The 12,193-nt window shown below is 72.3% G+C and carries 9 protein-coding genes; 4 read left to right on the top strand and 5 right to left on the bottom strand.

Annotated features, from left to right (window positions below; translation table 11 throughout):
- Positions 1–16 precede the first annotated feature (16 nt).
- The 4 genes from hemW to H3C53_01860 form a co-directional block, all read right to left on the bottom strand.
- Entirely contained in the window at positions 17–1,144 is a 1,128-nt protein-coding gene (gene hemW / locus H3C53_01875; GenBank protein ID MBW7915428.1) for a radical SAM family heme chaperone HemW, read from the bottom strand.
- Between the two features lie 114 nt (positions 1,145–1,258).
- Positions 1,259–2,608: an ABC transporter substrate-binding protein gene (locus H3C53_01870; GenBank protein ID MBW7915427.1), complete on the bottom strand. Its 1,350-nt coding sequence runs from the start codon at positions 2,606–2,608 to the stop codon at positions 1,259–1,261.
- 154 nt (positions 2,609–2,762) lie between these two features.
- Complete coding sequence (locus H3C53_01865) at positions 2,763–3,512, bottom strand: carbohydrate ABC transporter permease (protein MBW7915426.1); 750 nt, start codon at positions 3,510–3,512, stop codon at positions 2,763–2,765.
- A 178-nt stretch (positions 3,513–3,690) separates the two neighbouring features.
- Positions 3,691–4,869: a sugar ABC transporter permease gene (locus H3C53_01860; protein MBW7915425.1), complete on the bottom strand. Its 1,179-nt coding sequence runs from the start codon at positions 4,867–4,869 to the stop codon at positions 3,691–3,693.
- A gap of 139 nt (positions 4,870–5,008) precedes the next feature.
- Here H3C53_01860 and H3C53_01855 point away from each other — a divergent pair, with 139 nt between their 5' ends.
- The 3 genes from H3C53_01855 (at position 5,009) to H3C53_01845 (ending at position 8,155) form a co-directional block, all read left to right on the top strand.
- Positions 5,009–6,040 carry a methyltransferase domain-containing protein gene (locus H3C53_01855; GenBank protein ID MBW7915424.1) on the top strand — a complete coding sequence of 344 codons (1,032 nt, stop codon included), beginning with the start codon at positions 5,009–5,011 and terminating at the stop codon, positions 6,038–6,040.
- A gap of 73 nt (positions 6,041–6,113) precedes the next feature.
- Positions 6,114–6,884 (top strand): M23 family metallopeptidase, encoded by a 771-nt coding sequence (locus tag H3C53_01850; protein MBW7915423.1) that lies wholly within the window; start codon positions 6,114–6,116, stop codon positions 6,882–6,884.
- A gap of 23 nt (positions 6,885–6,907) precedes the next feature.
- Positions 6,908–8,155, top strand: coding sequence for an AI-2E family transporter (locus H3C53_01845; GenBank protein ID MBW7915422.1), 1,248 nt, complete (start codon positions 6,908–6,910; stop codon positions 8,153–8,155).
- Here H3C53_01845 and H3C53_01840 read toward each other — a convergent pair.
- Positions 8,056–10,497, bottom strand: a complete 2,442-nt coding sequence (locus H3C53_01840) for a diguanylate cyclase (protein MBW7915421.1) — start codon at positions 10,495–10,497, stop codon at positions 8,056–8,058. The genes H3C53_01845 and H3C53_01840 overlap by 100 nt on opposite strands.
- A 143-nt stretch (positions 10,498–10,640) precedes the next feature.
- On the opposite strand from H3C53_01840, the gene H3C53_01835 reads away from it, so the two are divergent.
- On the top strand, positions 10,641–12,193 hold a 1,553-nt coding region (locus H3C53_01835; protein ID MBW7915420.1), incomplete at its 3' end, for a hypothetical protein.

The raw sequence follows: 12,193 nt of genomic DNA, 5'->3' as shown, positions 1-12,193 counted from the left end.
GGTCCGGCGCGGGTCCTCAACCGAGTAGCGCTCCCACCGCCAGCCTGCTGCGCACGAAGGTGCGCAGCAGGCCGTCGAGGCGCTCCAGGCCCGCGGGGGCGGCCCGGAGGCGGTTCCCGTCGGTCGTCACCAGGCCGTGGCGCAGCACGTCGTGCCACCAGGCGGGAGCGAGGTCGGCGAGCCGCACGCCGACCCGCCCCTCCAGCGCCGCCAGGTCGACCCCCTCGCGCGTGCGCAGGCCGGTGAGGAGGCGCTCGAGGACGTAGTCGTCCGGGCCGAGCTCCTCCCGTTCCGCCGGCGCGCCCATGAGCCAGCCCTTGATGGGAGGGTTCTTGGTGCGCACCCCGAAGTCGCCGCCCGGCAGGTAGGCGGCGGCGGACGGTCCCAGGCCCAGGTACGGCTCGCCGCGCCAGTAGGCGAGGTTGTGCCTGGACTCCTCGCCGGGGACCGCGAAGTTGCTCACCTCGTAGCGCTCGAGCCCGTACCCGGCCAACACCTCGGCCGCCAGCTCGAAGGCGTCGGCGTCGGCGTCGGGGTCGACGCGCACCCCGCGCAGCGCGAACGGCGTGTTGGGCTCGATCGTCAGGCTGTAGACGCTCACGTGCCTGGCGCCCAGGTCCAACACCCGCTGCAGGTCCGTGGCGAGGTCCTGGCCAGGCACGGCCATGATGACGTCCACGTTGACGCGCAGGCCGGCGGCGAGCGCGAGCCCGACGGCGGCGAGGCCCTGCGCCCCGTCGTGCACGCGGCCCAGGAACGCCAGCGTGGAGTCGTCGGTCGACTGAAGGCCGATGGACAGCCGGCTCACGCCCAGCTGTCGGAACGACTCCAGGCGCGCGGCGTCGAAGGTCAGGGGGTCCGCCTCGAGGGTCGTCTCGGCAGCGCCGATCGCGTCGCCCCACCCGGCGCGCAGGGCGCCGAACACGCGCGCCAGCTCCGGGTCGGTCAGGTGCGAAGGGGTGCCGCCGCCGAGGTAGACGGTGGCGGGGGCGTCGGGGTGGAGGCTAGCGGTCTGGGCCGCCTCCTCCTCGAGGCGATCGAGGTAGCGCGCCACCAGCCCCTCGTGCCTGAGCATCTTGTGGAAGTCGCAGTAGGGGCAGATGCTCGGGCAGAACGGCACGTGCAGGTAGAGGGCGGCGGGCACCCGTCCAGGCTACGCCCTAGGTGCGTGCCGCCGGGTAGCACGTCCCGGCGGCAAGGCGGCGCAGCGGCTCGCCCCGGCCGGTGCAGCGGCGCAGCGGTGCAGCGGCGCCGTCGCTCAATGAACGGGCAGCTGCGAGAGCTGGTCGTCGAGGATCAGGTTCGCCTCGCCGTTGAGTATGTGCAGGGTCTCGGTCACGTCGGCGCCGTCGACGATGGCCGACATCTCGGCGGCGATGCTGTCGCGCACGGGGTCGTAACCCGGGACGTTGGGTTCCGAGATGCCGTAAGGCAGGAGATCGAACGCCGTCTTGTAGGGGGGCAGGGAGTCGAAGAAGTCGGTCAGGCCCGCCGCGACGCTCTTGCGGACGGGGAAGTACTGGCTGGCGATGGCCCACTCGGTCTGCGCCTTGGTGCCCGTGTAGTACTTGAGGAACAGCCAGGCGGCGAGGGTGGATTCGGGGCTGTGGCCGGACGGCATGCTGACGCTGGCGCCGTAGATGTTCATCACCGGCTCGGGGGTGGTGTGCGGTATGGCAGCCACGCTCCACTCGAAGCCAGCACCGGAGTCGACGGCGCTCTGGTAGAAGGGCAGACCCGAGCTGGAGGAGACGGTGAACAGCAGGCGGCCGTTGCCGAAGTCGGTCTGGTCGCCGTACGCCTCCGTCACGAGCTGGGCGCAACCGTCCGCGAACATCCCCTGCAGGAAGGTCATGGCCTCCACCGCGGCGGGCGAGTCGAGGGTGTAGCGGTTGCTGGACGAATCGTAGACGTTGCCGCCGAACGCGAAGGTGAACGACGCGAAGCGGCTGGCGTCGACGGAGAGCTCGTAACCGATGGGCGCCCCCGTGACGGTGGCTCCGGAGAACGGCGAGCCCGTCGCGGCGCAGGCGGCGGCCTTGAACTGCTCCGGCGTGGTGGGGGGCCCGTCGAAGTCGATCTTGCCGGCCGCGCGGAGCTCCTTCAGCCAGTCGGCGTTGTAGTAGAGCATCTCCATCGAGCGGTTGGGAGCGAGCCCGAGGCGCTCGCCGCCGAAGCTCGGGAAGATGTCGGAGTTCCAGAAGCCGGGGAAGAAGTCGGCCTGGTCCTCTGGGGAGATGCCCCACTTCGGCGAGTTCACGAGGGGCGTCATGTCGACGAGCCCGTCCGCGAGCTGGTAGGTGGCGGCCTGGTTCTGGTAGGCGACGACCAGGTTGGGTGTGTCGGTGGTGCCGAGCAAGGCCACCATCTTCTGGTAGATGTCGCTGTAGCCGCCCTGATACTCGGCCACGACGGTGATGCCGTACTCGTTCGAGTCGTTGAACTCCTGCACGATCTTGTCGAGGGCGGTCTCGCGCTCGCGCGTGTGCTGGTGCCAGAACGTGACCGTCTGGCCGCTGGGGTCGACCGACTCCCAGTCCTGCGCGAACGCCGGCCCCGTCAACGCCAGGGCCACCAGGGTGAAGACGGTCAAGAACCTTCTCGTCATACTCTCGCTCCTTCCAGCGATGCTCCCACTGTTCTCGCGCCGTCGGCGACGGACGCGGCGACTCTCCTCGCGTGGCGGCGGGAGGCCGCCACTTCGCGTACGGACGCGACGCGCCCGGGAACGCCCTGCGGTGGTGAGACGGCTTGCGGCATGATCATCCCTTCAGGCCCGAGGTGGCGATGCCCTCGGTGAATTGCTTCTGGGTGAAGAAGTACACCACCAGCACCGGTATTACCGTGATGACCGTCCCCGCCATCAGGAGCTGGGTCTCCGGGCCGGCCTCCGAGATGAAGGTGTAGAGCCCGACGCCGAGCGGGCGCCACTTCGGCGTGGTGGTCACGAGGAGTGGCCACAGGAACTCGTTCCAGCTCGCCACGAACGACAGGAGGGTGGCGGTCATGATGACGGGCTTCGACATGGGCACCACGACGGAGGTGAGGAAGCGCAGGTGGCCCGCGCCGTCCATCCGGGCAGCGTCGTACAACTCGCCCGGGATGCCGACGAAGAACTGGCGGAAGAGGAAGATGATGAACGCCGTCGCCATGAACGGCACCGTGAGGGCGGGGAGGGTGTTCATCCAGGAGCCCCAGGGGATTATCTGGCCGCGGACCAGGAGGAGGTTGGGGATGAAGGTGACGGTGCCGGGGATCATGAGGGTGGCGAGCAGCACCGCGAAGAGCGCCTCACGGCCCGGGAAGCGGATGCGGGCGAAGGCGTAACCCGCCAGGATGCACGTGACGAGCACGCCCGCGATGACCAACGCCGTGATGATCACGCTGTTGCGGAAGTAGAGGGCGAAGTGCGACTCGCTCCAGGCCACCTCGTAGTTGACGAACTGGGGCGAGGCGGGGAGCAGGACGCGGTTTATCGTCTCGCCCAGCGTCATGAGCGACGTCGACAGCATGTAGAAGAACGGGACGATGCTGACGATGGCGCCCACCAGCAGCACGAAGTAGATGGGGATGTGCGACAGCTCGAACTGGTAGGGGGCCCGGACGCGCGGCCGCACCACCCGCTCGACGCCGCCGATCACCTCGGTGGTCGGCGCCGGCGCGGCGGCGCGCCGCCTGCGGCCCGGCGCGTCAGGCACCGAACACCCGCTTCCCGAACAGCCGGTTCTGGAGCAGGGTCAGGAGCAGGATGATCACGAAGAGGATCACCGACTGCGCCGCCGCCAGGCTGAAGTTGCTCAGCTTGTAGAACGTGTCGAAGATCACGATGGAGGCGGTGTCGACCGCGTCGCGCGTGGCGGGCGCCCGCATGACGTAGATGTGGGTGAAGGCCTGGAAGGTGCCGATGAAGCCGAGGACCGTCAGGTAGAAGGTCACGGGCGAGAGGAGCGGCACCGTGATGTAACGGAACTGCTGGCGGCGGTCCGCCCCGTCGATGGCGGCGGCGTCGTACAGCTCCTTGGAGATGCCGCCCAGGCCCGCCAGGAAGATGACGACGTTGTAGCCGGTGAACGTCCAGATCCCGAAGATGATGATGGTGACAAGCGCCAACGACGGTCCGGCCCAGAAGCCGCTCCAGTCGACGTTCGGGAACAGGCCGCCGAACAGGAGCTGCGACAGCGGCTTCGTCTCGAACAGCCACCGTTGCGGCGGGATGCCGACCAACGCCAGCACCTGGTTGGCGAGGCGCTCCTCCCGCGGACTGAAGAGGTTGCGGAAGATGGCGGCGCCGGCCACCGCCGGGGTGATGTACGGGAGGAAGTAGAGCATCCGGAAGAGTTCCTGCCCCCGGATCTTCTGGAACAGCAGGGTGGCGAGCACCAGCGCCAGGGCGATCTGGACGGGGACGGACCCGAAGCCGTAGTAGACGGTCCTGACGAGGCTCCGCAGGTAGGTCTTGTTGCCTGCGTCCATCATCAGGCGCCAGCCGAGCGCCACGAACACGCCGGAGGAGAGCAGGACGAGCGCCCCGATCACGCGCGCCGCCGTTGGCGCGCGGGCATGGCCCCCCTTGAAGGCGTCCGTCCACAGCCAGTGCGCGACGATGATGAGCACGAGGCCGCCGAAGAAGGCGAGGGCCCCCCACCAGTCGCCCAGCGTGGCGGCGTAGTTGCGCAGACCGATGAAGTCCCCCTTGCGCACGCGCCAGTTGTGGAGGCTCATGTAGACGGAGTAGCCGATCGGGAACAGCCCGAAGACGAAGATGAGCACCGTGGCCGGCAGCACGAACAGGTAGGCCGTGACCCAGTCGCGCCGCTCCTGCCGCGACGGGCCGCGCCGCCGCGACTTGCTCGAGGCGGACGCCGTCACCGCCGGGAGCCGTCGGACCGACGGGCTGAAGTACCGGCCTCGGCTGCAGTCACACCTCAACTATAGCGGACGCTCTTGCCGCTGAGGCCGATGGTGAGGGGTTGCTGAACCCCGCGCCGCGCGCTGGTAGCATCGCCGGGTGCCGGCGGAACGCTACTTCGTCGAGGTACCCGGTGGCGCCGAGGTGGTGGCGCTCGCCGAGCTCAAGCGCCGCGGTGTCGGGCGGGCCGTGGGCGTGCCCGGCGGCTTCATCGTCGAGGGGCGGGGCGCCGCGGCCCGCGCGGCCGCGGCGCGCACGGTCCTGGCCGTCTACTTGACGCTGACGTTCGACGTGCCGCGCCCCAAGGCGCTGCTTGGGGACGCCACGCTTCGGAGGCTCATCGGCGCCGTGAGGGGCGTCGGCGCCGGGGCGCGCTTCAGCGGGCTGCGGCTCTCCGCCGCCGGCGCGGACTCGGCCACGTTCCAGCGGCTCGCGGCGCAACTCGCCGCCGCCGTCGGCGTCGAACCCGACCCGGCGGACGGCGACCTGCTGGTGCGCGTGCGCCCGGCCGCGGCCGCGAGCGGCTGGGAGGTCCTCGTCCGCCTCTCCCCGCGCCCCGCCTCGGCGCGGACCTGGCGCGTCTGCAACCGACCCGGCGGCCTGAACGCGGCCGTCGGCGCCGTCATGAACGAGCTGGTCGGCGGGGGCGATGGCAGCGCCTACCTGAACCTGATGTGCGGCTCCGGAACGCTGTTGATAGAGCGCGCCCTGCTCGGCCCGGCGGCGCGCCTCGTCGGGTTCGACCTCGATCCCGAGGCCGTCGCCTGCGCCGGGCGCAACGCCGCGGCGGCCGGGGTGGCGGGGCGCTGCGAGCTCCTCGTGGGCGACGTGACGGACGACCGGTTCGTGACCCTGCTCGGCGCGGCGGGCGGCTTCGACGCCCTCGCCGTCGACGCCCCGTGGGGCGACGCGGTCGGGGCCCACGCCGCCAACCGCCGCCTCTACCCGCGGCTGCTGGAGGCCGCCGCGCGCCTGGCCACGCCCGGAGCCACCCTCTGCCTCCTCAGCCACGAGGTCAAGCTGACGCGGCAGGTGGTGGCCGGCCAGTCGGCGTGGACGGTGGCGCGCGAGCTCCAGGTCGCGCACGGCGGCCACAACCCGCTGCTCCTGGCGTTGACGCGGCGAACCTGAGCGGTTCCGCGTCGCGCGCCGCCGCCCGGAACCCCGTCCTGGCCGCCTTTCGGTGCGTGCTAGACTTCGGCCCGTGAGGCGCACTCGCCCCGCCGCCGCTGCGTCGCTCCTGGCAGGCGTCAAGCCGGGCTGGTACGTCCTGCTCGGGTTGCTGGCGTACGCCGTCGTCATGACCGTCCTGGTGCTGGCGCGACCCGGCGCCGCCGCCGGAGCGGCACCGGCCGGCGCGGGCGTGAACTCGGGGACCGAGCAAGCGCCCGATGCGGCCGCCGCCTACGGACCCGCCGGACTCTGGTTCCCCGTGCCCGGCGCGCGCGTTCCCGCCTCAGACGACAACCTGCCCGGCGCGCCGCGCGCCTACCGTCACGGCGTGAGTCAAGGCTTCGACTTCTTCGGCGCCGATGCCCAGGTCCCCATCCAGGTCGGCACCCCGGTCGTGGCCGCGCAGGCCGCTCAGGTCGTGCGGGCAGACACGGCCTACACCGAGATCGACCCACGCGCCTGGGAGGTGCTCATGGCCGACGTGGCCGCCGGCGGTGCCGACGAGGACCAGCTCGACACGCTGCGCGGCCGCCAGGTCTGGCTGCGGCTCGACGACGGCACCGTCCTCCGCTACGGGCACCTCTCGGCCGTGCAGGGCGGGATCCGCACGGGCGCGCGCGTCTACCGCGGGCAGGTCGTCGGCTTCGCCGGCAACTCCGGCACCGAGGCGGCCGTCGCCGGCCGCGGCGACCAGCCGCGCCTCCGCTTCGAGGTCTGGACCGCGCCAGACACCTTCTTCGGAGCCGGCCTCGAGCCTGAGGCCGTTCGCATGGCGGCCGCGTCGCTGTTCGTGGGACCATGAGTGGCGAGGAGGTGCGTCCGGCCGTGACGCCGAAGACGAGGCACGCCAAGCAGCAGGCCGACCCGACCGCGCTGGAGATCGTGTGGCGCAGCGTCTGGGTCAGGGCGGTGACGTACGTGGGCGCCACGGCGCTCCTCGCCCTCATCCTGTGGCGCCTGCGGGGTGGTTACGCCTTCGCGCTCCAGGTCGGTCTAATCGGTTTCCTCATCGCCTACATCCTCAACCCGGTGGTCGCCTGGCTCGTCAGGCTCCGCCTCAAGCGCCCCCTGGCCGTGATCATCACGTACGCCCTGCTCCTCGTGCTGGTCGCGCTCGGGTCCGTGGTCGTCAGCCAGGTACTCATCGAGATGGGCAAGTTCGTGCAACTGGTGCCCACCGCGCTCGAGCAGGTCACCCGCTGGCTCACCGAGATGCAGCAGTGGGTGGCCGGGTTCCGGGATCGCCTGCCCGCGTTCTTGGCGGACCGCTTCGGTGTGTCGGACGAGACGGGCGTGCTGAGCACGCAGATCCAGGACCAGGTCGCCTCGTTCCTGCAGCAACTCGGTGAGAGCTTGAGGAAGCTCCTTGAGGGGCTCGTGGCGGGCGGCCCCGGGCTGCTCCTCACGGGCGCCACCGCCGTCATCTCCACCACCTTCCAGGTGTTCCTGATCTTCCTTGCTGGCGCGTACTTCCTCTACGACTTCCCGCGCTTCGCGGCCAACTTCCGGCGCTTCGTGCCCCTCAGGTACCGCGACCTGGCCGACGACCTGAGCGCCAAGGCCGACCTCGCCGTGGGCGGCTACCTGCGGGGGCAGCTCTTCATCACCATGGTCCTCGGTGTGATGATCTGGGCCGGCCTGAGCATCATCGGCATCCCGCTGGCCACCGCCATCGGGTTCCTCGCCGCCGTCTTCAACCTCGTGCCGTACCTGGGACCGATCCTCGGCGTCACGCCGGCCATCCTGCTCGGCTTCACGGTCAGCCCACTGGCCGCCGTCCTCGCGGCCCTCGTCTTCCTCGTGGCCAACCAGCTCGAGGCGCACGTGCTCTCGCCGCTCATCCTCTCGCGCAACACCAACCTCCACCCCGTCACCGTGATGCTGGCCATCATGGCCGGGATCGGCCTCATGGGCCTCCTCGGGGCGCTACTGGCGGTGCCCCTCGTCGCGCTCGTCAAGGTGGTGGCGGAGGACTACCTGCTTACGCGGCCGGCGTTCGCGGGTGCGGCGCCCAGCGAGCCCTCGGCGGAGCTGACGGGCTCGGCGGGCGAGGACGCCGGCGGTGCCGCCTGAGCCTGGGCGCCGGCCTGCGCCCGCTTGTCCTTGTACATCTTGTGATCGGCCGACTCTAGCAGGGCGTCGCGGTCGAGGCCGTCGACAGGGTAGTTCGCCACGCCGTAGCTCGCGGACAGGTTCACGCCCTTGCACGACAGCGCTCCGATCACGCCGGCGATGCGGGCGCCGGCCGCAGCGGCCTCGTGCGGCTTCACCTCCGGCAGCACGACGGCGAACTCGTCGCCGCCCCATCTGAAGACCTGGTCCGTGCCGCGCGCCGTGCCCCGGATGGCACGCGCGACGTCCTGGAGGACGACGTCCCCCTCGGCGTGGCCGAAGCGGTCGTTGATCTGCTTGAAGCCGTTGAGGTCGATGAGCACCAGGCTGAGGTGGTGCTCGTAACGGCGGGCGCGGGCCAGCTCCTGCTTCAGCGCCCGCTCGAACCCCTCGCGGTTGCCGAGGCCGGTCAGGGCGTCCGTCACGGCCGAGCGCTCGAGGGCCACCACCTGCTCCGCCTGACGCACGACCACCGTCACGTGCTGCGCGAACGCCTCCGCGATTCGCAGCGCGCCCTGGCCGAAGGCGTCGTCGCTAGAGAAGTTGTCGATGTTGAGGAGCGCCACAACCTGGCCCTGGTCGACGATGGGCACCGCCAGCTGACACCGCATCTCCGCCACCCGGCCCTCCTTCGTCGCCGCCGGCGACTGCGTCGCCTGGCTGCTCAAGGGCAGGATCTCGGCGCCGCGCAGGATGCGGCCGTGGCCCGCCTCGAAGTCCTCCAGCTCGCCGTGGTACCAGGCCAGGTTCTCCTCGTACGTGAACGGCCCCGCCTCCGCCTGCAGGAAGCCGAGGTCGTAGCCGATGGCCGCCTCGAAGTGGTAATGCTCGCCGTGGCGAACGAGGATCGACACCGCCTCGGCGTTGGGCACGAGGTCGAAAGCGGCCTGGGCGGCGCGGTGGTACAGCACCTCGGGGCCGTCCGCCGACTTGAGCTGCCTGATGGCGTCGAGCGTGGCGAAGAGCTGCCGGTTCAGGGTGCAGCGGGCGAGGGTCGCGCCGAGCGGCGCCGACAGGCTCGCCAACAGCTGGCGGCTGCGGGCGTCCCAGCGCGGGAGCGGCTCGCGGTAGCGGGTGACGGCCAGCAGCGCCAACACCTGCCCGGTGGGGTCGACGATGGGCAGCGCCGCCACGGCGCGCGCCTCAGTGCCGTTGCCCCAGTCGCCGCCGGCGGTGAGGTCGTCGGCGAGCACGAGCTCCCGGCTCTCCCAGGCGTGCCTGAGGATCCCGGCGAAAGCGAAGCCGTCGCGCACGCGGGAGGCGAGCTCGGGCGGGGGGTTGCCCCGCACCGCGACCGTGCGAAGGCGGGCGTGGTGCAGCTCGAGCACGGCGCCGACGTCGAAGTCGAACTTGGCCATGACCTCGTCCAGCGCGGCCTCGGCCGTCTCCGCGACCGTCTCCGCGATCAGGAGGCGGTGCTGCAGGCGCGCCATGAACTGCTGGTCGGAGATGTTCTGCGTGAGCGCCGCGGTGGCGTCGAGCCGCGTGAGGACCTCGCCGATCATGCGCACGAACGCCGCCAGGGCGGCCTGGTCCGCGCGGCCGAAGGCGTGAGGCTCGGCGTGCTCCAGGTTGACTATCGCCCGCACGTGCTCGCCGACGACGACCGGCAGGGCCAGCTCGCTGCGCGTGGCCTCGGCGTCGGGCGCCTGGATGAAGTCCGGATCGAGCGCCGTGTCGGGCGCGTACTGCGGCTCCCGCGTCAGGAACGCGCGGCCCATGATGCTTCCCAGGGGCACCAGGTAGCCGGGTTCGAGGCGCAGGCGCCAGGCCGAGTGAACGGCGAGTCCCGCCCCCTCCGGCACGAAGACGGCCCCGTGCGCGAACGGCAGGATGTCGGCCAGCAGGCGTGGGACCGCCCTCAGCAGCTCCCCCTGGTCGGCGGCCAGGTTGAGTTCCACCGTGGCCTCCTGCAGGAGCTTGGCGCGGCGCCCCGCCCGTCGGGCGCTACGCTCGACGCGCCGCCAGGCACGGTAGAGCCGGTCGCCGGCCAGCGTGGCCAGCACCAACCCGGCCAGGAGCAGGAGGTAGTCCGCCGCGCTCGCGGCCGGCCCACCCAGGTGCTGCCCCGACCATTGGATCAGGAGCGCGAGGGGCGTGAGCCAGAGAGCAGCGCGCCAGCCGAGGCCGGCGGTCGCGATGAGGACCGGCGTCGCGAGGAGGAACCCCTGCCAGAGCCCCGTCCCGCCCAGGCGGAAGCTGGCCAGCAGGAAGGCGACGGACGCGATGGCCCACAGCGCGGGACCCGAATGTCGCCGCAGGCGGCGCCACACCCCTGGGTTCGTCGGGACCGGCGTCCTCATGGGCCCGATTGTCCCATCCCGCGCCTTACGGCGTTATTACCGCCGGCGCCTGGAACGCGTCGCGCGGTTCGCGGCGCGGCCCGGGGCGCCGCACCCCGGAGCGCTCTCCGGGCGGCGCCCGCGCGGGCGGTAGACTGGCGGGCGTGAAGAGGGGAGCCCGCGCCGGCAAGAAGCGACCCACCACCCACCGCCTGGACATCGAGGCGGTGGGCTTGGTCGTGCTCACGGTCGGGGCGTTCCTGGCCGGCGTCCTGGTGCCGCAGCTCCCGTCGGGCGAGCTGGGGCTCACGGTGCGGCGCGCGCTCACGGGGCGTCTCGGCATCGGCGCCTACGCCCTGCCGCTTCCGTTCGTGGTCCTCGGCGCTCTCTTCCTCGTGCGCCGCAGCCCGCGTTGGTGGCCGCGCGCGACGCTGGGCTACCTCCTGCTCGTCGCCGGGGCGTGGGGCGTGGTCGCGGCAGCGTCGCCCGCGGCGGCAGGCGATTGGGGTCGCGGCCTGAGGGAGTGGCTGGGTGGCGCCTGGGGCGCGCTCGCGGCGGTGCCGGCTGTGGTGATCGCCAGCGTCGGCCTCGACCTGCTGGCCGGTTGGCCCCCGACGCGCCTCCTCCGCGCCGGCCTGGCGGCGCTCGTGACGGGCCTCAAGCGCGCCTGGCGCTGGTTGGTGGCCACGCGCGAGACGGCGCGGCGCCGCGCCGCCTTCCAGGCCGACGTGGCCCTGGCCCGCCGCGCCCTGACGGAGGTGGGTCGCGACCTGGAGGCCCTGGCGGAGCTGTACCCGGGCAGCCGCGAGCTGGAGCACTGGCAGGACGACGTCAAGGCGGCGCGGTCGCGCCTGGCGGAGGCGACGCCGGCGCTGCTGCGTGAGGTGCGCGCGGACCTGTCCGCCTGGCAGAGCGCGGTGGCGGGGTTCACCAAGGATCGCGCGGCCGACCTGGCGGTGCAGGTGGACTCCGAACGGGCGCGGCCGCCGGCGGGCGACGATCCGTTCGGCGCGCGCGCCACCACCTTCGAGGTGTGGGCCGCCGACGTGAAGCGCCAGCTCGCCGACCCGGTGGGCCAGCGCGGTCGGGCCGCCGACGCGCTCGACAGGCTGCGCAAGACGCTGCTGCTCGAGGCCACGGCCCTGCTGGAGCGGAACAGACGCGCGTCGCGCGAGCGCGACGTCGACAAGCGCGCCCTGAAGGGCATGTCACCGCGCCAGCTCGCCGGCGCGTCGCGCGGGCATCAGCGGCGGCTGGCGGAACTCCGGGCGATGGAGGCTGAGGCGGAGGCGCTCGAGGCCGTGACCGCGAGGTTCGACGGTTGGCGCCCCGTGCTCGAGGAGCTCGACGCCACGCTTGCCGCGCATCACGCCCACCCGCTCGTGGCCGACTTCCACGCGACGCTCGCGGCCGAGATCGACGCTCAGGGGCGCCGGCTGCTGGGGGACCGTGACCACGTCCTCGCGGCCCTGCGCGCTGTGGCGCACCGCGCGGCGCTCGACGCGGAGGCTGCCGCCGTTAGGGCGGCGGAGGAACGTCAGGCGGCCGCGATGGCCGCGGCGGCCGCGCCCGGCCCCGACGCCGGCTGGCAGACGGCCCTGATCGGTGACGGCGAGCTCCCGCCGGACGGCGGCGCCGGGCCGGCCGCAGCCCAGACCGGGGGCCGGGGGCACGCCCCTGCCGGGGGCGCGGGCAACCCTGACGCCGGGGCGGCCGC

It is taken from the genome of Trueperaceae bacterium (genome assembly GCA_019454765.1).
Lineage (GTDB): Bacteria > Deinococcota > Deinococci > Deinococcales > Trueperaceae > JAAYYF01.
The sequence above is the reverse complement of the archived record's forward strand: the minus strand, read 5'-3'. Positions and strand labels throughout refer to the sequence as shown.